The following is a 22,680-nucleotide window of genomic DNA, read 5'->3' as shown; positions in this document are numbered from 1 at the left end:
GAAAATAATGAAGCGCGTTGATGGCTATGTGGTTGACACCATCTATCCTATGTTTTTTTATCCAGAGATGCAGCCAATTTGGCTGAGTACAATCAGCCAATTTCAAGGTTATATAGCGCCAGATATATCTCAAAATTTTCGATATTTAGAGTTAGGTTGTGGTTGTGGTCTTAACTTGATTGTGGCAGCAATTGCAAATCCGCACGCTGAGTTTGTCGGAGTGGATTTTAATGACAAACACATACAACGAGCTACAGAGCTTGCTCAATCCTTACAGTTAAGCAATATAAGATTCTTAAATATAGACTTTGAAAAATTTAACAAAAATAATAATGAAGTGTTTGATTTCATTGTCTGTCATGGAGTGTATTCTTGGGTTTCTGAACACAATCAATATTTTATTAGGCAGATTCTAGATAAATCTTTAAAGGACCAAGGGCTATTCTATTTACACTATATGTGCTTTCCTGGATCCGCTACTTTACAGCCTATTCAAAAAATCTTTAACTTGGTTGATAAAAATACTTCTCAGCAATCTGCTCAAAGTATTGGATTGTCTACAGTACTAGTGAGTGAATTAAATCGGAGAGGCGCTTTTATTGGATATGACAAAATACAAGGAATTGTGAATACATTAAAAAATGATACCAATTATCTCGCTCACGAACTTTTAACTGATTATTGGCAACCCCTTTATAGTGTAGATGTACATGAGATTTTAAAGATCGAAGCTGATCTATCATATATTGGGAGTGCAGTTCCAACTGAAAACTTAGATTCGCTTAGCATTCCAGTCGACTTGCAACAGTTGATATCAGATGTGAATATTTCGAATACAAAAGAGTATCTAAAAGATATTGCTCGGGATTCAAAGCAGCGTATGGATTTGTTTCAAAAAAAATCAGTGAATTACCGTTTTGAAGACCATTTAGGAATTTTACATAAGATTAGATTAGATCTTATTCTTAACAATCAGCGATTGGATAATATTAATTTAAAAACATCAATTGGCCCAATTCAAGCTCCGAAGGAGGTGATCAGTGCCATTATTGAAAGTTTAAGAAAAGGTTCTAAAACTTTTCAACAGTTACATCACCTTCCTTGTTTTCAGCAAAATTTAAAACTACTTGTTGAGAGTATATTTTTATTGATGAATTGCCATTATATCTACCCTATAAGCGAGCATAGAAAATCAAAGGACCTACGTAAAATAGAATGTCTCAATTCATGGCTGAGTGAGCATCAAATTGAGATTCAAATTCCGACGACATATTTCTAATAAACCGCTCTAAGGAGCGGTTTTCTAATTAAGATGTGAGAATACTTAGTGCTGGATCAGAATAGTAGAATTTTTCAAGATATACACGTGCACGTTGTTTAAGGTGTTCACTAGAAATCATATGCTTAATTACGGGGCAGAGTAGAGCAGTTAATTCATTTTGAACAAGGCTTTCGTTGATATTGATATCTTGCATGATCTGATCAAAAGAGCGGTCTTGATTATGGCAATACCACGTGTAAATACCATCGTGTAATTGTTGCTTTAGGTATTCAGTTTGACGGAGGTTGTCCCAAATATCATGTCCCATTGCCACAGTATTTGGTAGATCATTGATCTCTACATAGTTTTTAACAGCAGAGAGTGGGACTTGCTTTATTTTGTGCCAAAGATTGGCTTGGAAGTGGTATAGCTTATTGTCAGCAAAGTGTTGGTTAATCACTTGTTCGCTAATTTGACTGATCTTGATAATATTTTTTTGAAGATAATGTTTGACCGTATCATCAAGATTTGAATCAGTGACACTTTCAAGAACTGATTTGCCCATTTTCATAAAGCGGCCGACACCGGGTACTTTTTTATTCATCACTGAATTATCAATATAATCCTGAATTGAATGATGGATTAACTCGGTGAGCATACTCGAAAATGCGGGATTGTTCACAATACGTTTAATTAGAGCTTGGCGGTGAGCACTTTTAGATGAAATATAAAGTGCAATTCGATCAATGGTGTGAACCGAGATAATATCTTCGATTTGAGTCGTTTCATTAAGCGGGTGAACCAACGCAAATCGAATATGTTCCGCAATCTGTTGAACGAGAGAATCAGTTGCAGGTGTATTTAGAATTTGTTTTTGAAGCAGTGCATTAATCGCCTCGAAAGACCAAATTTGCTTTAAAGGTTGTTTTCGAAACCATTGATAAAAATATAAAAATTCATTTTCAATGGTGTCGTCTTGAGAAAATTCATGATCAAGAAATGCCAAATGTGCCTCAATCAACTGTTCGATTTTAGGATTTTTTTCCATGAAAATTCTCAATATCCTTAATTTGATGATGACGTTTTAACGGTGTTCATCTTATTTAAAAAACTTAAGTAATGTTGCGCCACAAGATCAGGTGTTTCTACGATAGGTGTATGACCAATTTGATCTAATAAAATAGGGGGATGTGCTTTTTTTAAGGCGGTCCCTAATTCATGTGCAACTTCAACATTTACTATCTGATCTTGTTTTCCCCACAAAATCAATGTTTCAACCTCAATATTTTTTAACAATTGAGCAAATGATTCAACGGTGTACTGTTGATTGAGTTTTACAAGCTGATGAATCAGCTCAGATGTATCCGCCGCGCGTTGAATAAGTGCTTGCTCTTGTTGTTTCTTGATTAAACTGGGTACGAAGGGAGCTTTATGCATGACTCTCCTAGAAACATAATTCAAGTCTCCAGGTTGTGAGATTAAAAGCTGCTTTAAATAAATTGGGTTATTGAGGAAGAATGTTTTGTTGCTTCTGAATAATCCACCGGCACTGATCAGAAATAAACTTTTCATTTCTTGAGGATATTTAGCAGCATACATCAGTCCGATTGATCCACCGACAGAGTGACCCGCTAGATTAAGCTGGTTTTCAATGCGTAATGCTTCTGCAAAACGACGTAACTGTTCAGTCAGATGAGGAAGTGATAAGTCAAATCCCTTAGGCGTTAGCGTTTGTCCACTTCCAGGCAAGTCAACAATAATGACACGATATTGCTGTGTGAGATTCCGAGCGACATGATTCCAACTGTCTCGATTCATGCCTATACCATGAATGAGCAATAAGGCAGGTCGATCAGCAGGACCACCTTCGCTATAAGACCACACAACATCTCCGACGCGAATCGTTTTATTGGATAGTCCTGACCAAGCACGTTCTTCATTTAAAACTTTTTGATAGTCGATAAATTCAACAGTATTTGCTCGAGTAGATGAGATACCGAGGCTGAGCATTAACGCGAGTAAAATGGAAAATAAATGTTGATGCTTTAATATGGGTAAAGGAAGATGAACAAACATGCAGGTGAAATCCCTTAAAACAGGGCGACATTATAATCAAGTGACTTTTATAAAGTAGTAGTTAAAAGTAAAAAAATAAATCCTATTTTTGTGATAATTGGTTCTCGATTTATATAAGTTTTACTTCATAAACATAAATTTAAGCGCTGAATCAGCTGCTAAAGTGTTTCAGTAAGGAATGATCATAATCATCAGATTTGAAGAAATTGAAGATATTTTTAGCAATTAACAAAAATTGTAACAGAGTTTAAATTTTGTCAGTGACAATCAAAAAGCACAGTATTAAAATTACCTCAAACCTTGATAAACCATGGATACAAGATGCTAACTGCACAAGAAGCTTTAGAACGTTTAAAAATTGGTAATCAACGTTTTGTTGAAGGTCAAACCAAGCATCAACGATTATTGACGCATCATGAGCGTGCTCAGATGGCTGAAACTCAAGAGCCATTTGCGATTGTATTAGGATGTTCTGATTCACGTGTTCCAGCTGAAATGGTTTTTGATCAGGGCTTAGGTGATTTATTTGTTATTCGTGTAGCAGGCAATATCGTAGCTCCATCTCAAGTTGGAAGTGTGGAGTTTGCAGCCGAAAGTTTTAATTGTCCTTTAGTGATTGTATTGGGTCATACACATTGCGGCGCAATCGACTCAACGATTGAAGCATTACGTAATCCTCAACAACCGCCATCTGTTAATTTGATGTCTATTGTCAATCGCGTACGTCCATCAGTCGAAATTTTAATGCAAACTGAGTTAAAAGATGATTTGAAAAAGCTTTCAGTACACGCGGTTCGCTCAAATGTTTTTGCTTCAGTTAACCAGTTGCGCCATGGTTCTGCGGTGTTGGAAAACTTGATTGCACAAGGTAAATTAAAAGTTGTAGGTGCAGAATACTCACTTGAAACAGGTGAAGTTACATTCTTTGACTTCTAATATCAGCATTTTAAAAAAGCCAGCTTAAGCTGGCTTTTTTATTGATTGGGATTTATGGATCTCTATGTCTATAACTTTATAGAGCGCCTTTAATGTAAGGATATGCATTATTTAAGAGTTTAGGTTGAGCTTGTTCATTAGGATGAATCAGATCTTTTTGCATGAGTTTATTATTTCCAGCAACACCTTCTAGAAAAAAAGGGAGCAACTTCACATTAAATTGCTGGCTCACAACTTTATAATTATTTTCAAAGGCTTTGCTATACGCTGAGCCATAGTTTGGAGGAATCTTCATGCCAAATATGAGTACTTTGGCATTAGATTTTTGGCTCAATTGAACTAATCGAGTTAGGTTTTGTTGAATCATTTTTGGAGGTTGACCTCGTAAACCGTCATTACCTCCCAATTCAATTACGACAATATCTGGTTTGTGTGTTTGTAGCAATTTAGGCAAACGTGCTAATGCACCACTGCTTGTTTCACCGCTGACACTTGCATTGACCACTCGATGTTGTTTCGGATACTGTTGATCAAGACGTTTTTGCAAAAGATTGACCCAACCTTTCTCGGTGGGTACGCCGTAACCAGCACTTAAACTATCACCAAGAATAAGGATAGTTTTTGCAAAGCTATTGATCGGTAAAAGAAACAGACAACTGCAGATAAATAAAAAGGCAGTTTTTCTCAACGTAACAATATTTAAACTTTGACTGATTTGCATAAAGGCTTTCTATGGTTCGTAATGACTCAACTTCTTCAATCATGCCACAAGCGTTAATTTCTGCACAGCAATTGACACAAACGATACAGATCCAACAAAAAAAGTTGACGATTTTTGAGAATCTAAATCTACAAATTTATCCTGGCGAGCAAGTCGCAATCACAGGCAGATCGGGTTCTGGAAAATCTACACTGTTGGGAATTCTGGCGACATTAGATCAGCCAAGTTCAGGAACATTGTCGATTAATGGTATAGCAGTTGAGCAATTAAGCGAAGAGCAACGCGCTCAAATTAGACTTGAAAATATTGGTTTTGTATTTCAATCCTTTCAGCTTTTACCTTCTTTATCTGCGCTTGAAAATGTCATGTTACCGCTGAGAATTCAAAAGAATTTTGATTATGCCAAAGCAGAACAACAAGCCCTTTATTGGTTGAATAAAGTGGGTTTAGATCGTCAAAGTACTCAAACACCTAAAGTACTGTCTGGGGGAGAACAACAACGCGTAGCAATTGCACGCGCTTTAATTGCTGAGCCCAAAATTGTATTTGCGGATGAACCAACGGGAAATTTAGATGGGACGACAGCCCAGGAGACTGAACAGCTTTTATTTGATTTGAATCGGGAGCTGGGCACTACATTGGTTTTAGTCACCCATGATCAAAAGCTAGCACAAAAATGTGAGACGCATTATGAATTGATCAATGGTCAATTACAAAAAGTACAAGGTGCTTCAAGATCTGGAGAGCGTGTATGAGTGCGCTATTTAAACCTTTGTTGAAGCAAAGTTTTGCTAGCACAGGGATTTATTTGCTCATTTTTGCATTGAGTCTCGCGATTAGTGCGACAACCGCTTTAAAGTTCAGTAATGATCAGATTCAACAAGCTGTTTCATTGCAGGCTGCTAAGCTTCAAGCTGCAGATCTAGTGTTGAGTGATCAATATCCGCTCAATGAAAAATTTAAACAGAAGGCAAGTCAATTCAATCTACAACAGTCCCAAGTGACAGTTTTTGGTTCAATGGCACATACTGATGAACAATTTGTCATGGTGAATGTCAAAGCGATTGAGTCCAATTTTCCGCTACGTGGTGAACTCATTATTCAACCTGATCAGACTGCTATTCGGTCAGGAGAGGTATGGCTGAGTCAACGTGCTTTAGATTTATTAAATGTTAAAATAGGGGAGAGGGTTCAAATCGCAGATGCGAGTTTTACAGTCACAGGAGTCATTGAAAAGGATTCTAACCAAGAACTCGGATTTTCAGCCTTTTCACCTACAGTGATCATTTCACAATCTGATGTTGCGGCAACCAATGCGATTCAGCCTGGTAGTCGTATCGAATATCGTCTGCTTATGTCTGGTGAGCCGAATAGACTTAATGAGTTTACGGCTTATTTTGATCAGCTCCATCCTAAAAAAATGATTGAACCAAATGCAGATGATCAGCAAGCAATGGAAACCCAAAGCTCAATTCGCTTGAGAACTGCGGATGAGGCGAATACCCGCTTGATGCGTCCAATTGAAAATCTAGATACTTTTTTACAGCTTGCAAACATTCTTACAATTTTACTGTGCAGTATTGCAATTGCGTTGACCAGTCAACGGTACGTTCAACAAAATCAAGATCATGTTGCTTTAATGAGATGTATGGGGGCTGCAAAGTTCCAAATTCTTAAGAACTATATTGCATTGCTTATGATTGCCGTCGCAATTTCGATGTTCATCGGTACTGGATTAGGGATTGGTCTAGGCTATATTTTATTACAGTTTATGTTACAACTGATTCCGCATTTAGACATCCAATTTAGCTTGTTTGATTTGGTTCTGGGTCCTTTGCCGATTGCAATATTCACCAGTGTCATTGTGATGTTTGGATTTATTGTCCCAAGTTTGATGCAGCTCTTAAATACGCCTCCAATTCGAGTTATCCGTGAGGATGTTAAATCTACGCGTTCTCTCTTGACCTTATTGGGAGCGGGAGCTGTAAGTCTTATTTTATTTTGTATTTTGCTCACTCAAAATATACAGCTCTCATTGCTCGTCATCGGTACGATCCTCGCATTGTGTGCAAGTATGTTCAGCTTGGTTTGGTTGCTCTTAAAGATGATCAAATCTTTGAAAAATAGATGGTCAGCCTATGTGCGTGTACCTAATCAAACAGCACTTCAAATTACTGCACTTGCATTAGGTCTGAGCCTGATTACAGTTCTTGTGGTATTAAGGACGGATTTATTAGATCGTTGGCAGCAACAGTTACCTGAAGGTACGCCAAATCAATTTATCTATGGTCTTCCTCCATTTGAAGTTGAGCAATTTAAAGCTCAGATCGAAAAAGAAGGTTGGCCAAGTACCCCATTGTATCCGAATGTCCGCGGACGCCTAATTAAACATAATGGTCAGCCATTTTCAGAATCATTAAGAGCGCAAAATAACTCACTCAGACGAGAGTTGAATTTGACTCAAGCTCAAGGCTATCCAGAAGATAATGTCATTGTCAGTGGGCAGCCGCAATTGCAGCAGGTGGGAGATGTTTCTGTAGAGGCAAATCTTGCTGAAGAGTTAGGAATAAAAGTGGGTGATCAACTCAGTTTTAGCTTGCCAGAAGGGGAACTTCAAGCCAATGTTGTAAATTTAAGAACAGTCGAGTGGGAAAGCTTCAGTCCAAACTTTTTCTTCATTTTTTCACCGAATACGATGGATGAAAATGCTGGAAGTTATTTAGGAAGTTTTTTTGTACCTCAATATGAAAAATCCAAGTTAGTCAATCTAATTCAGCAGTTCTCAAATACTGTATTTATCGATGTTTCCTTAATTTTAGAGGAAATTAAAAACTTAGTATCTGTTCTGGTTCAGATTATTACCATTCTTGCGCTTCTCGTCAGTGTTTCAGGCTTTTTGGTGTTGATTGCTTGCATTAATTTATTGATGGATGAGCGAAAGCGAGAAGTCGCGATTTTAAGATCATTTGGCAGCTCAAAATCCAATTTGAAAAATATGCTGAGTTTAGAAATTGGATTTATCGGCTTTATGGCTGGCTTAGTATCGTGTTTTTTTGCTGAGGTCATCAGTGCGATCGCCAGTTATAAAATGGAGCTCGCAATACAACCGCATTGGGAAATCTGGGTGATTCTACCCATGAGCATGATGATCTTATGTGCGCTGATTGGTCGTTATCGTTTAAGCTACCTAACTGAGATTCCTCCATTAAAAAGCTTGCGCGAACTCAATCAATCATAAAATTTATGAGGTCTAAAAAATGCAATTGGAATTAATACGCCAATTGCATTTTCATTTGCTGCAAAATTTCAGCCCAAATGGGTTGTATTCCGCTCACTAAGCCTAAGTTATATTGATACATGAGCCAACATAAGAAGATGCCTAGAGGAAGTACCACGATGGTGGTGGTGAAGCCTAGTCTAAATCGTTGACCGATGTACCAACATAAAGCCATGACTGCACCCATCAACATTCCGCCAATATGCGCTGCATTATTTATTCCAGGGATCATGAATCCCATAGCAATATTTAATGCCAAGATGATCAGCAGCGATTTACGATCAAAGAGAAATTGTTGTTGTGGTAAAGGGGGAAAAAGAGATAAGAGTGTTAAAGCACCACCTAAACCCATAACGGCACCTGATGCACCTGCGGATACACGTGGAAATAAATCATGATTGACATGCTCCAATAGCTCGTAACTATTCCGAATATCAATCAGCCCACTGACCAAGCTTCCCATAATGCCTGCTAATAGATACAAGCCTAAAAAATAAACGTGTCCAAGTGTTTTCTCAGCGACATTGCCAAAGATATACAATGCCCACATATTGAGCATTAAATGAATAAGACCAAAATGAAAAAATGTACTGCTGAAGATTCGGAGGGGTTCCTCTAAATAAGTCAGCGGTGCATAATCAGCACCCCAGCGCAAAGCATCTATTGTTGCTGGGTTTGATACATCCACCCCGCTAAAGATTTGCCAGATAAAAAGTCCAACATTCAGTGTAATGAGTAAAAACGTAATCTGACTTAACGGTAGACGTGATTGGCTTTGAAATTGGGGTGGTTGCATTTCAGTCATGTCATTGTATTCTGTGATAGTGATATGGATTAAGGTCAAGCATGTACTACGCTAACAAAAGGAGCAACACACTGACATGAAAGCATTTATTGTTCGAACTTTATTGGTCATTGTCAGTATCATCCTTGTAATTCAACTATGGATTTTTTCAAGTCTTGCATGGTGGAGAACCAATGCTGTTGATACAACGATGCTCATGCGTTGGACATATTGGACCGACAGTTCGAAGCCTATTCAGCATCAATGGCGTGATTATGAGAATATCAGTGATCATCTGAAACGTGCGATTATTGCAGCTGAAGATGCGAAATTTATGCAACATCATGGTTTTGATTTTGATGGCATAAAACATGCTTTGGAAAGAAATAAAGAAAAAGAACAAGTGGTTGCGGGTGGATCTACTATTTCCCAACAGTTGTCCAAAAATCTATTTTTATTTAATAAGCGTTCTTTTTTGCGTAAAGGACAAGAGGCTGTCGCCACTGTCATGATGGAGCGTATGTGGTCAAAACAACGCATTCTTGAGGTATACATGAACTCCATTGAATTTGGAGATCATATCTTTGGTGTGGAAGCTGCAGCACGTCATTATTTTGGAAAATCTGCAAGCAGTCTAACACGTGAGCAAGCCGCATTTTTGGCAGCGATCCTGCCAAATCCGCGTTATTATCAACATCACCGACAAGATCGCAAACTCAAAAATAAACAGCGTATTATTTTGCGTTACATGAATGCTTCAAGAATTCCGTGAGATGTAATTGTCTAAAAAACTTTCGTGAGATCAAAAATGCACAGTGATCATGCGCATTTTTTATGAAATTGTCATAAATTTGAAGCATACTTAAGAAAGATCTTTAGCATGCAGGTTTTGTGGTATGAATACCGCGATGACAAATACTCCAACTGAATATACTTATAATGAACGATATATCAATCGTGAACTTTCGATTTTAGATTTTCATCTTCGTGTTTTAGAACAAGCGGTTGATCCATTGCATCCATTGCTTGAGCGAATGAATTTCTTATTGATTTTTTCAAGAAATATGGACGAATTCTTTGAAATTCGTGTTGCGGGTGTTATGGAGCAATTGGAGCTCGGTAATGAAAGCCGTAGTCCAGATGGGTTAACACCAAAGCAAGTTCTTGAGAAAATTTCACAGACTGCGCATGCTGCAATAGAGCGCCAATATCGTATTTTGAATGATGAAATTTTTCCAAAATTACGTGAAGAAGATATCTGCTTCTTACGTCGTGGAGAGTTAACACCTGCTCAATCCCAATGGATTAAAAAATATTTTCAGGAACAAGTAGCGCCAGTACTTACTCCAATTAGTTTAGATCCAGCTCATCCATTCCCGCGTTTAGTCAATAAATCACTCAACTTTATCGTCACGCTAGAAGGTAAAGATGCTTTCGGACGACAGATTGATTTAGCTGTTGTTCCTGCGCCACGTTCTTTACCACGTGTGGTTCGTTTACCTGACGAGTTAACCGATGGTAAAGAACACCACGTGATGCTGTCAGCGATTATTCATGAGCATGTCTCTGATTTATTCCCAGGAATGACTGCGACAGGTTGCTATCAATTCCGTGTGACGCGAAATGCGGATTTAGCCCTTAATGAAGATGTCGAAGATTTGGCAAAAGCATTAAAAGGGGAGTTAAACTCTCGTCGATTTGGACGTGCTGTCCGTTTAGAAGTGACAGAAAATTGTCCAAAACATATTTATGATTATCTTCTCAACGAATTCGACTTACATGAAGAACAATTATATAAAGTTGATGGACCTGTAAACTTGGCGCGTTTAGTGTCTAATTTTAAACGTCCACATTTAAGATATGACTCCCATACGCCGGTCATTCCTAAAGTATTAAAGAAGTCTGAAAATGTTTTTTCTGCAATGAAGAAACAGGACATTCTTTTACATCATCCATTTGAATCATTTGCTCCAGTTATTAATTTATTACGTGAGGCAGCACGAGATCCACAAGTTTTAGCGATTAAGCAAACATTATATCGAAGTGGACCTGATTCTGAGATTGTTCAAGTGTTGGCTGAAGCTGCACGTAATGGTAAAGAAGTCACAGCTGTCATTGAACTTCGAGCGCGATTCGATGAAGAGTCAAATATTGCGGTAGCAAATGTTTTGCAAGAGGCTGGTGCTGTGGTGGTTTATGGCATCGTAGGCTATAAAACACATGCAAAAATGATTCTCGTTGTGCGCCGTGAAAATAATAAATTGGTTCGTTATGTGCACTTAGGTACAGGGAATTATCATGCAACCAATGCCCGGATCTATACCGATTACGGATTGATGACAACGGACAAAGAGCTTTGTGAAGATGTGCATCGTATATTCCAAGAGTTGACTGGAATGGGCAAAATGGCAAAATTGAAGAAATTACTTCATGCGCCATTTACGTTGCATACACAGTTAATTAGTTATATTGATGAAGAGATTGCTCACGCCAAAGCGGGCAAGCCAGCTCAGATTATCGTAAAAGTGAATGCGCTGACTGAAGTGCAACTGATTAATAAACTTTATGAAGCATCACAAGCTGGTGTGCAGATTGATTTAATCATACGTTCAATTTGTTGCTTAAGACCGGGTTTACCAGGTCTTTCTGAGAATATCCGTGTGCGCTCTATTGTTGGACGATTCTTAGAGCACACACGTGTGTATTATTTTGGAAATGCAGGGCAACCACGACTGTATTGTTCAAGCGCAGACTGGATGGATCGTAATTTATTTAATCGTGTTGAAGTTTGTTTCCCTGTTGAGGATCCAACTTTGAGAAAGCATATTTATCAACATGGTTTATTAAATTATATGAAAGATAATCAACAAGCTTGGTTGTTAAATGGTGATGGAACTTGGTCACGTGCGCAATGCGATGAAGGTGAGACTCCTCATAATGCGCAACATAAATTGCTTGAACTTTTTAAATCTTAAATGATTTTTATAAAAAAAGGAGCCAAATGGCTCCTTTTTTGTGATGGCTTATTAGCAAATATCAGCAGTAATGCGCTGTAGAATTTGTAAAAGGACATCAAATTCGCTTTGCAATGGCGTACTTTTACGCGTCACTAATGACAGAATGCGTGAAGGGGCATTCTCAATTGGTCGGATCACCAATTGATCATTATTTTTCAGCATATGTGTATTTACCGCAATCTGAGGTAGTAATGTAAAGCCCAGATTAGAACTCACCATTTCAACCAAGGTTGGTAATGAGCTCGCTTTAAGACGATGATCATTTTTGCGTTCACCGATAGGGCATACACTTAAAGTATGGTCTCTTAAGCAATGACCTTCTTCAAGTAACATGAGGTGTGTCAAATCAAGGTCTTCTAGAGATTTAGCTTGCGACGTTTTGTGGTCAGCTTTATTTGCAACTAAGTACAAACTCTCTTTCGCAACTTCAGCGACTTTTAAGCCACGTGTGTCGAATGGGAGCGCTAACATGATCATGTCTAAATTGCCATGTTCTAGCTTTTCAACCAAATGTTCACTCTGTGCTTCATGAAGATGTAGTTGAATTTTAGGCAGCTCTTTATGAACTTCTTCTAACAATTGCGACAAAATAAATGGTGCAATCGTTGGAATAATTCCTAAATGAAGATCACCAGTAAGTGGTTCGCTCATCTCACGGCTCAGTCGCATGAGATCTTGAGCATCAGCAAGAAGGACACGTGCTCGTGCAACCACTTGCTCACCGAGAGGGGTTAAACGTACATTTTGGCGATCACGTTCAACGAGAACGCCACCCAATAAACGCTCGAGCTCCATAATCCCGCCAGAAAGCGTAGACTGAGTAACGAATGAGCGACGTGCTGCTTCTGTAAAATGCAACGTCTCAGACAGAGTCACGAGATATGACAGCTGTCTTAGGGATGGTAATGCAGCCATAGTGTCCTAGTGTTTATCATTTAAAATGTTTTGCAAACAAACCACTCAGTTGTGGGATGAAATGCGCAGGAATATCATGCCCCATTCCTTCGATTAATTCAAACTTTGCGCCTGATATTGCTTTTGATACTGCCTTGCCGTGGCTAAAAGGGAGTAGACGATCCTTTGAACCATGTACAACCAGTGTTGGCTTTTGAATTTGCTTATCGATAGAAACTAATGAGCCTGTACATAATATTGCTAAAAACTGTTGAAGTACACCCGCTGGATGATAACTACGCTTATATAATTTACGCGCGTTTTGAATAACTTCCAATTGATTGACGTAACCAGGTGAACCAATCGTCTGAATGACTTTAATACTATGATTTACAATACCATCTTCATCATTCGATGCAGGGCGACCAATAAGACTAAATAATTGTTTTGGAAATGGTGGCGGAAGAAATGGCTGATTATTACTGGTAAATAATAATCCTAGTTTATCCACTTTTTCTGGATATTTTGCTGCCAAAATCTGTGCGATCATTCCCCCCATTGATGCACCAATAATATGCGCTTTTTCAAGACCTAATCGTTCAATGAGTAACGCTACATCTTCAGCCATATCATATAAATTGTAAGGAGAGCCTTGATTTCCTAAACCAAAAGCAAATCGACCCATAAGTTTAAATGTATTGAGGCGAGGTCCCTTGTGCTTAATTTTTGTTGAGAGCCCAATATCTCGGTTATCGAAACGAATGACTCTGAAACCTTGATCTATTAATGATTTGCAAAAAAAATCTGGCCAAAAAAGCATCTGTGCACCCAGTCCCATGATGAGAATAATCGTAGGATGTTCAGCCTTGCCACCAACTTCAATATGAAGGTCGATCCCATTGCCTAGACTTACTTTACTTTCTTGCATGAATGGAGCATAAGGTGAAACTTGATATTCTAGTGCGTTATTCATTTTTATTGTGTCCAAACTGAAAGGGTACTTTCATTTGAAAATACCCTAAATCTTTGAATAATTAAACGGCAGCTGGAATTAAATCCGGAACCAGTTTGGTCAATGTTAAACGTTGCTTCGCTGCTGTTGGTCCAAGTAGCACAAATCCACGAAGCGTTGATTCTTGGTCAAGTGCTTTAGCAATAATTCCGTCATCGAGTTCTTCAGTTTCCCAAGTTGCTTCTACACCTTGAGGTATAGGTAATACAGTCAGTGGTGCCGCAGGGGTTTTCACTGCGACTGGCATCGCTGGATAATGAACTTGTGTATTTTCACCAGACAATGTTTTAGCTAAAGCACGTGCTTGTTGCATAATTGGCATGACATACGGAAGCAGTAAACCATTTACTTCTGCACAATCACCTAATGCATAAATATCGGTCTTATTGGTTTCCATTAAAGTGTTAGTCACAATTCCACGGCTGGTATGGATTCCTGCTTCTTGTGCAACTGATGTATTTGGTTGCAGGCCAACAGCGGAAAGAACAACGTCAGCTGTAAAGCTCTGTCCATTTGCAAGCGTTACGGTATAGCTTTCGTCTGAATTTTTACTTACACGATCTACAGTGGTGCTTAATGCAAACTGAATACCTGTTTCTTCAAGATTTTGCTGGAAAGCATATGCAACGTGTTCTGGTAGAAGGCGACCCAAAGGTTGTGGGGCAAGATCAATCACAGTCGCTTGATGACCAGTGTTCTGTAAATCGTTGGCAAACTCACACCCAATGAGGCCTGCACCTAAAATGACAACACGCTTGTCTTGTTTAAGGTCGAGCTTAGAGCGAAATTCACGATAATCAATCAGTGAGTTAACTACATGAATATCATCAGCGCCATCACCTGAAATGGCTAAACGAATAGGGTTAGCACCTACAGCTAATATTAATTTGCTGTATATAAGGTTTTCAACTTGTCCATTTTTTGTGTAGGTCAATTGATGTTGATCTGCAGAAATTGAAGTTACAGTCGCATGGTGAATAATTTGCATATTCAATTGCGCAGACATTTTCTCAGCATCACCTAAGGCAATTTGCTCTGGCGCTTTTTTACCTACAAGTGCATTAGATAAAGTTGGTTTTGCATAGTTCACCGCATCATCTGAGCAAATCATAACAAGTGCTTGTTCAGCATTCAGTTTGCGAAACTCTCGCGCTAATGTGTAACCTGCCATGCCAGAGCCAACAATGATGATCGGTTGCATAGTACTCTCCAATACTGATAATTTTTTTAGTAAATAAGAAAAAAGACCATATCAAAATGGTCTTTAAAGGAAATCTGTATTAGATTTCAATCATTTCAAAATCTGCTTTTGATACGCCGCAATCTGGGCAAGTCCAATCATCTGGAATATCTTCCCATTTAGTGCCTGCAGCAATGCCATCTTGTGGCCAGCCTTCTGCTTCGTCATAAATCCATCCACAAACGATGCATTGATATTTTTTCATTTGATTCTCCAAAAATACTGACAATTCCATTTATTGGTGTCAGCCAAAATCTTTCTCACACCTAGACTCAAGTGATATGAATTTTTATCGTTCATATTCAAGCAAATTTTTACGCAGTTCGAGGTGGAAAGTAAAGTAAATAACGGAGTTTAGCTGACTAAAAGAGAAGCTGAATGGCAGATTAGGACAAAACGCATGCTAATTATGCTAATGCATGATAAGACTGAACATTAAATCTTTGAAATATTTGCCAAAATTTTATGTATTATGATTTAAAAAAAATTGTCAGACTTTTGTCGCGTATTGATTTACCAGCTATTCATATAAAATTTATACTGTTTGTGTTTTATACTTGTTATTTAATTAAAAAATGGTTTATTAAAAATCAATAAGTTATATTGGTTGGGTTTTTTTTTTAGCTCATGTTTGCTATATTTTTTGTCAATAATTCGTTAAAATTCACGCATTCTTTTGTCTAATTTTTATCTCCTATGTCTACTTCTTTGTCTACATCATTGTGGTCACACATTCGTACGGTCCAAGATTTTCCAAAACCAGGAATTTGTTTCTTTGATTTAACTCCTTTGTTCATGCAGAGCATTGCACCTTTAACTGATGCCTTAATCGAAAGTATTCCTGCGGAACAATTGGCAGAGGTAGAGAGTTTCGTTGCGGTTGAAGCACGTGGGTTTGTTTTGGCGAGTTTGTTGGCGCAACGTACTGGCAAGGGGTTGTTGTTGGTTCGTAAAGCTGGAAAATTACCACCACCAGTAATTGGTGTGGGCTATAGCCTTGAGTATGGCATGGACCGTTTAGAAATGTCTGCGGATGTACAGGCTCAAAAAGTGATTATTGTTGATGATGTATTGGCCACAGGTGGTACATTAAAAGCAGTTAAGCAATTGATGGATAAATGTCAGCACACTGTTTTAGGGGCGAGTATTTTCCTTGATTTACCAGACTTACACGCGGATTTAGGAATGAATATTTGGTCTGTTTTGGACGATAAATCAAAACCTCAAATTTAAGTCGAAATGCCTTGTGATTCACAAGGCTTTTTTAATGTGATTGATGATTTGAGTGGCTGACTAATCCGATCAGGTAATTCAGACGATCAGGGTTTTCCAGTTGATGACGACCACCAATAATACTTTCAACGTACATGTATGGCTCTAATAAGTCAGAGGTACTATGCATATCAATCAGTTCATCACCAAGTTCGATATAAGCGATTTGAGATGAGGTTTTGGATTGAAGCTCCTCAATTGTAATCGCTGGATAATCAGGATCAAAAGATGGCATTAGGCTCGGATTTGCAATCACAGCAGGAAGTTGAAATCGATTTGACATCTTTAATGCCCAGTAACCACCTAGACTATGTCCTACTAAAATGTCTGGTTTAATTTTCTCGATCATATCGATATAAAAACGTTCAACAGCAGCGTATTTTAAATTTCGATAATCAACATTAATGCAATATTTATTTTTAGAAAGAATTGCCTGAAACTTGGTAGATTCTCTTGAAGAATCTAATCCATGCATAAACAATACTTTAGGCTCTTGAGTGTTCATAAGTCATCATTAAATCCATTCTATTTTTTATGATTGTTGAAAGTATACTTTTCCACAATTTATAGGATGATTGTAGAGTGCTGTATTGAAAGTACAACTTAGCTTTTGGTCTAAGAAATGTTCAGACCTAGACTTTAGTAGATGAAATTAAGCGTTTTTCAAATGGCTGATTATTTTTTCTAATGCTCAAGTACTTTGAATTCTGCTATGCTATGCAACTTCTTTTTTAAATAAAATTACGAGGCAGAGATGACGCAACAAAACGCTCAATCGACTTCTGAACAAGCCATTTCCGAAAACGATTTAATCGCACAGCGTCATGCCAAGTTAAAACAGATTCAAGATAAGGCTCAAGAGCAGGGTACGAGCCCTTGGCCAAACACGTTTAAGCGTGAACATTATGCACAAGACCTTCAGGATCAGTTTGCTGATAAATCAAAAGAAGAAATTGAAGGCAGTGAAAAAGTTTATGTCAAAGTTGCGGGTCGAGTGATGTTGAACCGCGGTTCGTTCATGGTGATCCAAGACATGACCGGCCGTATTCAGCTTTATGTTGCACGTAAAGAATTATCTGCAGAGACTTTAGACATTATTAAAGGTCTTGATCTAGGTGATATTATTGCCGTTGAAGGTTACATTGGACGTTCAGGCAAAGGTGATCTTTATGTGCATATTGAACATTTTGAACTCCTCACTAAATCACTCCGTCCTCTTCCAGATAAGTTCCACGGTCTAACAGATACAGAAGTTAAATACCGTAAACGTTATCTTGATCTGATCGTGAACGAAGAAACGCGTAAGACTTTTGAAATTCGAGCAAAAGTAGTTGCTGGTATTCGTAACTTCTTGACTGAAAAACGTTATATGGAAGTTGAAACGCCAATGATGCATGTGATTCCAGGTGGTGCTTCTGCGCGTCCATTTGAAACGCATCACAATGCCTTAGACATGCCATTATTCTTACGTATTGCACCAGAACTTTACTTAAAGCGTTTGGTTGTAGGTGGTTTTGAACGTGTGTTTGAGATTAACCGTAACTTCCGTAATGAAGGTGTGTCTACACGTCACAACCCAGAATTCACCATGATCGAATTCTACCAAGCTTATGCAGACTACAAAGACTTGATGGAACTGACAGAGCAAATGCTAGAAAAACTAGCAATTGATATCTTAGGTTCGACAGATGTACCTTATGGCGAAGAAGTGTATAGCTTCAAAGGTCCATTCAAGAAAATCTCAATGTTTGATGCAATTCTTGAACATAACCCACAATTTACACCTGAAAATGTAAATGATCGCGAGTTCTTAGCTGAGTTTGTTAAGAATGAACTTAAAGAGCAAGTGAAGCCAGGTTTTGGTCTAGGTAAGCTTCAAACGATTGTATTTGAAGAAACTGTTGAAACGAAACTTCGTCAACCGACCTTCATTACTGAATATCCTGCGGAAACCTCTCCATTGGCACGTCGTAACGATGACAACCCGCACATTACTGACCGTTTTGAATTCTTCATTGGTGGTCGTGAGCTTGCAAATGGCTTCTCAGAGTTAAATGACCCATTTGACCAGGCTGAGCGTTTCCAAGCACAGGTAGCTGAAAAAGATGCGGGTGATGATGAAGCAATGCACTATGATGCCGACTTTGTTGAGGCGCTTGAATATGGTTTACCTCCTACAGCAGGTGAAGGGATTGGTATTGATCGTCTGGTAATGCTATTTGCCAATGAGCCAAGTATTCGCGATGTGATCTTATTCCCACATATGCGTCACAAAAATGCGTAATAGTGAAATTAAAAAAGCCCTTCTTTGAAGGGCTTTTTTAATTTTTCTTAACATAAAATTAAATTTAAATGTTTTTTAGTGTGAGTGTATTTTGAGGTTTTAATCACAAAATATTTAATTAAGGTGATAAAAAATATAGAAAATTATCATTAAAGCTAATCTGTTTAACCAGCTGTATGTTTATCCAAATATTTACACAATGTTATTAAATGTATCTAATTAAATACTTAATGTAAAGTTAATGGATTTATAAATTAAAAATTCAAATAATCAATAAGATATAATCCTAAATTGATTTGTGATGAACCCGAATAGACTTATAAAAATCCTTTCATCGAGCTTACTATTTTCTAGTCCACTGGTCTTCGCCAATGGTATTCTCCTCAACGATGAAAACCTAAGAAATGATTTAAATTGGCTGAATCAACAAGGTGTGATTCAAATAAGCACTTCGACATGGCCGCTAAGTGGTGATGAAGTCCAACGTGCCCTCAACAATGCTAAAATTAACTCCATCGAACAACAAAAGGTTATTCAGGAAGTTGAAAGAGCGATTCAGCAGCAAAATGAAACATTAAAAGTTGATGCTTTCGCGGAGAGTGATCAAAAGAAAATTCCACAATCTTTTGCCGATTATCAAAAAGCACAATACGCGCTTGGTGCAGAGTTAAATCTTGGGGGGCAAAATTGGGATGCGAAGCTCAAAGTTAGAGGTGAAAAAGACCCTCAGATAGACAATGGGCAAGACATTAACTTAGAAGGCTCATATCTTGCGGGTAAACTTTGGAATCAATGGCTCATTGCTGGTCAGATTCCAACCTACTGGGGGCCTGGACACGATGGTAGTTTGATACGTGGAGATGCAAGTCGACCAGTATATGGTTTCACTCTACAGCGTGCTGAACAGTCTGCTTTTGATCATAAATGGCTCTCATGGATCGGGCCTTGGCAATACCAAGCTTTTGGCGGCCAGTTAGATGATTATAAAGCAGTTCCTGATGCTAAAATTATTGGTTTACGTTTGACCGCACAACCACTACCTTATTTAGAGTTCGGTGCATCACGCATTATTCAATGGGGTGGTGAAGGTCGCCCTGAGGATTTAGGAACTCTCTGGGATGCTTGGATTGGTAAGGATAATGTTTACGGGGATACTGTTAATCCATCTAACCAGATTGCTGGATTTGATGCGCGTTTGAATCTAAGCTATTTATTGAACCTGCCAATCGGCGTCTATGCTCAATACGTGGGGGAAGATGAAGCAGGTGGCTTACCTGCTAAGAAAATGTATCAGGCTGGGGTGGATTATTCTTCATCTTTAAAAAAAATGCCTTATCAAGTTTATGCTGAGTGGGTAGACACCACTACAAATGGGAAGGCCCAAGGAATATCTTATAATCACAGTGTTTATACAGATGGATATTATCAACATGGCTATCCTCTTGCACATGCGATTGGAGGAGATGGTGAGATGATTTCTTTGGGTGGAAATATTCGTTTTGATGCCATGAATAGACTTTCAGGTCGCGTATTATTTTCAAAAGTAAATCAATCAAATCGAGATACCAATGCTGCATTTTCCGAAGAAGATGATATCCAAGCATTAGATTTAACTTGGACGCATTTTGTGAAGCCGAATTTGCCATTAAAGATTAATGGTTGGATTGCAGATTCAGATCGTCATGGTAATGATGCAGGTGCTTCTGTTGGTATTGAAATACCTTTAGATGTCAAAAAACTGGGACGTTAATATTCTTAGATTAGCATTTGAAAAAGCCACCTAAAAAGGTGGCTTTTTTTACATGAGACTTGTTTGTATCCGAACTTTCATTTCTAAGCTAAGTTGCGCGATATAATCCTTCATCCATGGGTAATTCTGTCCCATTGGATTTACTTTAGTGGCTGTGTCTAAAAAACTAAGCTCAGGCTGACTGAATAATTGCTTTTCTAAGCAGTCTTTAAATTGCTCAGCGTTCGCATATAAATCTGTTTCAACTACAAAAAAATGTTTTGGATAATTGTAAAAGGCGTAGCACAAATTAAAAGCTTTTTGATTGCCTTTTAAATGACCAATACTAATTTCACTTCTATGATCTTGATTGCTATGTGTAACGCCAATCAAGAACTTTAGTTTTTGATCAGTATGTTCAACAGCAAACTGTAAGCCAATTTGATCAGCAGTTAACTCGTGCTGAACAAAAATATTTAAAGCAGAACCATTTTCAGTAAACGGTTCTTGTAACACTAGAATTTGATGATGCTGATAAATATGACCAGCAATTTGAGCTCGCTCTAAATGTTGTTTAAGAGATTCAAGGCTAAGCATGGGAGATAAAAATAACTAATTTAGAGATTTTTTATATTGAATGAATCCCGTTTCGGTTGCAACACGATTATACAAAAGTCTAGCATTATCATTGCTTTTATGGGTTAACCAATATACTCTATCATAATTATTTTTACATTCGTCATAGCTAAATTCTATTAATTTCCTGGCTAAGCCCTGATTCCTGTAATTTGCATCAATAAACAAATCTTGGAGATAACAATAAGGGAGTTTAGTCCAAGTGCTTGCGTGAGAAATGAGATGTACAATTCCGACGACGTTTTGATTTTTTATAATGGCATAGCCAAACATATCGGTTTGCGACGCATCAGATAATCGTTTGAAAGTCAGAGCCGCTTGTTGAGGATTCAATTCGGTCTTGTAGAATTCAAGGTAAGCTGACCAAAGGGTTAACCATTCTTGGTATTTTATATTTGAAAGGCCTGTAATTGTTATCATAATTAGATTGTCTCTTTGCTTATATTCTATTTGAGTATATTAATATAAAAAAACGAGATAAAGCTCTGTTGTCTAAATCACTATAATGAATATAAATTTTCAAAAGTGTCATAAGTACACATATTCTAGCTGGTGTTGTCCATGTCATTAAATGAGGAAAGACTTACTCATCTTAAACAGCTTGAAGCTGAGAGTATTCATATCATTCGCGAAGTTGCTGCAGAATTCGAAAATCCAGTCATGCTTTATTCGATTGGTAAGGACTCGGCAGTTATGCTGCATTTAGCGCTTAAAGCATTCTATCCTGCAAAACTCCCTTTTCCACTGTTACATGTAGATACAGGTTGGAAATTTAAGGACATGATTGCTTTCCGCGACAATATGGCTAAGCAACACGGTTTCGATCTTATCGTCCACCAAAATAAAGAAGGTAAGGATGCTGGGATTAACCCATTTGATCATGGTAGTTCGAAATATACTGATATCATGAAAACTCAGGGTTTAAAACAGGCATTAGATAAATACAAGTTCGATGCTGCATTTGGTGGTGCTCGCCGTGATGAAGAAAAATCACGTGCCAAAGAACGTGTGTATTCATTCCGTGATGATAAACATCGTTGGGATCCTAAAAACCAACGTCCAGAACTTTGGAATCTTTACAATGGTAAAGTGAATAAAGGCGAAAGTATCCGTGTGTTCCCATTGTCGAACTGGACTGAGCTTGATATTTGGCAATATATTTACTTAGAAAGTATTCCACTTGTTCCATTGTACTTGGCGGCAGAACGACCTGTTGTTGAGCGTAGTGGTACATTAATTATGGTGGATGATGAGCGTATGCCTTTAAAAGAAGGTGAAGTTCCACAAATAAAATCGGTTCGTTTCCGTACTTTGGGGTGTTACCCATTGACAGGTGCGGTGGAGTCAACTGCTAACACCTTGCCAGAAATTATCCAAGAAATGTTGCTTGCAACGAGTTCTGAGCGCCAAGGTCGAATGATTGACCATGATGAAGCGGGCTCGATGGAAAAGAAAAAGCAAGAAGGTTACTTCTAGAATCTCTCTGCCGCAGCAGTGCTGCTCCTCTCTTTGTAAAAGAGAGGAGTCATCCTCCTTTTTCA

The 22,680-nt window shown here is 38.1% G+C and carries 21 protein-coding genes; 10 read left to right on the top strand and 11 right to left on the bottom strand.

The window, feature by feature from the left end; genetic code table 11:
- The first annotated feature begins 7 nt into the window (after positions 1-7).
- Positions 8-1,279: a class I SAM-dependent methyltransferase gene (locus AC1M9P_RS01325; RefSeq protein WP_481586526.1), complete on the top strand. Its 1,272-nt coding sequence runs from the start codon at positions 8-10 to the stop codon at positions 1,277-1,279.
- Between the two features lie 28 nt (positions 1,280-1,307).
- Here the strand turns inward: AC1M9P_RS01325 and AC1M9P_RS01320 are convergent, their stop codons facing one another.
- Both AC1M9P_RS01320 and AC1M9P_RS01315 read right to left on the bottom strand, forming a co-directional pair.
- A complete protein-coding gene (locus AC1M9P_RS01320; protein WP_481586525.1) occupies positions 1,308-2,309 on the bottom strand; it encodes a hypothetical protein in 1,002 nt (333 codons plus the stop codon).
- Between the two features lie 17 nt (positions 2,310-2,326).
- Positions 2,327-3,337 carry an alpha/beta fold hydrolase gene (locus tag AC1M9P_RS01315; RefSeq protein WP_481586524.1) on the bottom strand — a complete coding sequence of 337 codons (1,011 nt, stop codon included), beginning with the start codon at positions 3,335-3,337 and terminating at the stop codon, positions 2,327-2,329.
- A gap of 321 nt (positions 3,338-3,658) precedes the next feature.
- On the opposite strand from AC1M9P_RS01315, the gene AC1M9P_RS01310 reads away from it, so the two are divergent.
- Positions 3,659-4,273: a carbonic anhydrase gene (locus AC1M9P_RS01310; RefSeq protein ID WP_035266649.1), complete on the top strand. Its 615-nt coding sequence runs from the start codon at positions 3,659-3,661 to the stop codon at positions 4,271-4,273.
- Between the two features lie 76 nt (positions 4,274-4,349).
- Here AC1M9P_RS01310 and AC1M9P_RS01305 read toward each other — a convergent pair whose 3' ends face one another.
- Positions 4,350-4,994 (bottom strand): arylesterase, encoded by a 645-nt coding sequence (locus tag AC1M9P_RS01305; protein WP_481586523.1) that lies wholly within the window; start codon positions 4,992-4,994, stop codon positions 4,350-4,352.
- 41 nt (positions 4,995-5,035) lie between these two features.
- Between AC1M9P_RS01305 and AC1M9P_RS01300 the strand changes: the two genes are divergently transcribed.
- The gene (locus tag AC1M9P_RS01300; protein WP_481586553.1) at positions 5,036-5,749 is read left to right on the top strand and encodes an ABC transporter ATP-binding protein; all 714 of its coding nucleotides are present in this window, start codon (positions 5,036-5,038) and stop codon (positions 5,747-5,749) included.
- Entirely contained in the window at positions 5,746-8,232 is a 2,487-nt protein-coding gene (locus AC1M9P_RS01295) for an ABC transporter permease (protein ID WP_481586522.1), read from the top strand. Before AC1M9P_RS01300 ends, AC1M9P_RS01295 begins: the two co-directional genes overlap by 4 nt.
- A 31-nt stretch (positions 8,233-8,263) precedes the next feature.
- Here the strand turns inward: AC1M9P_RS01295 and AC1M9P_RS01290 are convergent, their stop codons facing one another.
- Positions 8,264-9,076 (bottom strand): rhomboid family intramembrane serine protease, encoded by an 813-nt coding sequence (locus AC1M9P_RS01290; RefSeq protein WP_481586521.1) that lies wholly within the window; start codon positions 9,074-9,076, stop codon positions 8,264-8,266.
- Between the two features lie 76 nt (positions 9,077-9,152).
- Here AC1M9P_RS01290 and mtgA point away from each other — a divergent pair, with 76 nt between their 5' ends.
- Both mtgA and ppk1 read left to right on the top strand, forming a co-directional pair.
- Positions 9,153-9,827: a monofunctional biosynthetic peptidoglycan transglycosylase gene (gene mtgA / locus AC1M9P_RS01285; RefSeq protein WP_035266660.1), complete on the top strand. Its 675-nt coding sequence runs from the start codon at positions 9,153-9,155 to the stop codon at positions 9,825-9,827.
- A gap of 124 nt (positions 9,828-9,951) precedes the next feature.
- Positions 9,952-12,030, top strand: coding sequence for a polyphosphate kinase 1 (gene ppk1, locus AC1M9P_RS01280; protein WP_035266707.1), 2,079 nt, complete (start codon positions 9,952-9,954; stop codon positions 12,028-12,030).
- A gap of 51 nt (positions 12,031-12,081) precedes the next feature.
- On the opposite strand, the gene oxyR is transcribed toward ppk1, so the two are convergent.
- From oxyR to rubA, 4 genes are all read right to left on the bottom strand, one after another.
- The gene (gene oxyR / locus AC1M9P_RS01275) at positions 12,082-12,987 is read right to left on the bottom strand and encodes a LysR family transcriptional regulator OxyR (protein WP_179997701.1); all 906 of its coding nucleotides are present in this window, start codon (positions 12,985-12,987) and stop codon (positions 12,082-12,084) included.
- A gap of 16 nt (positions 12,988-13,003) precedes the next feature.
- Complete coding sequence (locus AC1M9P_RS01270) at positions 13,004-13,939, bottom strand: alpha/beta fold hydrolase (RefSeq protein ID WP_092766881.1); 936 nt, start codon at positions 13,937-13,939, stop codon at positions 13,004-13,006.
- Between the two features lie 61 nt (positions 13,940-14,000).
- Positions 14,001-15,179, bottom strand: coding sequence for an NAD(P)/FAD-dependent oxidoreductase (locus AC1M9P_RS01265; RefSeq protein ID WP_481586520.1), 1,179 nt, complete (start codon positions 15,177-15,179; stop codon positions 14,001-14,003).
- A gap of 79 nt (positions 15,180-15,258) precedes the next feature.
- Positions 15,259-15,423: a rubredoxin RubA gene (gene rubA / locus AC1M9P_RS01260; protein WP_000760495.1), complete on the bottom strand. Its 165-nt coding sequence runs from the start codon at positions 15,421-15,423 to the stop codon at positions 15,259-15,261.
- A 491-nt stretch (positions 15,424-15,914) separates the two neighbouring features.
- Between rubA and AC1M9P_RS01255 the strand changes: the two genes are divergently transcribed.
- The gene (locus tag AC1M9P_RS01255; RefSeq protein WP_035266671.1) at positions 15,915-16,451 is read left to right on the top strand and encodes an adenine phosphoribosyltransferase; all 537 of its coding nucleotides are present in this window, start codon (positions 15,915-15,917) and stop codon (positions 16,449-16,451) included.
- Positions 16,452-16,482: 31 nt separating this feature from the next.
- Here the strand turns inward: AC1M9P_RS01255 and AC1M9P_RS01250 are convergent, their stop codons facing one another.
- Positions 16,483-16,995, bottom strand: coding sequence for a YqiA/YcfP family alpha/beta fold hydrolase (locus tag AC1M9P_RS01250; RefSeq protein WP_179997703.1), 513 nt, complete (start codon positions 16,993-16,995; stop codon positions 16,483-16,485).
- Between the two features lie 249 nt (positions 16,996-17,244).
- Here AC1M9P_RS01250 and lysS point away from each other — a divergent pair, with 249 nt between their 5' ends.
- Both lysS and AC1M9P_RS01240 read left to right on the top strand, forming a co-directional pair.
- Entirely contained in the window at positions 17,245-18,774 is a 1,530-nt protein-coding gene (lysS, locus tag AC1M9P_RS01245; protein ID WP_481586519.1) for a lysine--tRNA ligase, read from the top strand.
- A gap of 301 nt (positions 18,775-19,075) precedes the next feature.
- Positions 19,076-20,524 carry a capsule assembly Wzi family protein gene (locus AC1M9P_RS01240; RefSeq protein WP_481586518.1) on the top strand — a complete coding sequence of 483 codons (1,449 nt, stop codon included), beginning with the start codon at positions 19,076-19,078 and terminating at the stop codon, positions 20,522-20,524.
- 48 nt (positions 20,525-20,572) lie between these two features.
- Here AC1M9P_RS01240 and AC1M9P_RS01235 read toward each other — a convergent pair whose 3' ends face one another.
- Together AC1M9P_RS01235 and AC1M9P_RS01230 are read right to left on the bottom strand one after the other, a co-directional pair.
- Entirely contained in the window at positions 20,573-21,100 is a 528-nt protein-coding gene (locus AC1M9P_RS01235; protein ID WP_481586517.1) for a hypothetical protein, read from the bottom strand.
- Positions 21,101-21,115: 15 nt separating this feature from the next.
- Positions 21,116-21,559 carry a GNAT family N-acetyltransferase gene (locus tag AC1M9P_RS01230; RefSeq protein ID WP_035266682.1) on the bottom strand — a complete coding sequence of 148 codons (444 nt, stop codon included), beginning with the start codon at positions 21,557-21,559 and terminating at the stop codon, positions 21,116-21,118.
- A gap of 141 nt (positions 21,560-21,700) precedes the next feature.
- Here AC1M9P_RS01230 and cysD point away from each other — a divergent pair, with 141 nt between their 5' ends.
- Entirely contained in the window at positions 21,701-22,615 is a 915-nt protein-coding gene (cysD, locus tag AC1M9P_RS01225; protein WP_481586516.1) for a sulfate adenylyltransferase subunit CysD, read from the top strand.
- The last annotated feature ends 65 nt before the right edge of the window (positions 22,616-22,680 follow it).

Source organism: Acinetobacter sp. 25-47-122 (assembly GCF_056779695.1).
The sequence above is the reverse complement of the archived record's forward strand: the minus strand, read 5'-3'. Positions and strand labels throughout refer to the sequence as shown.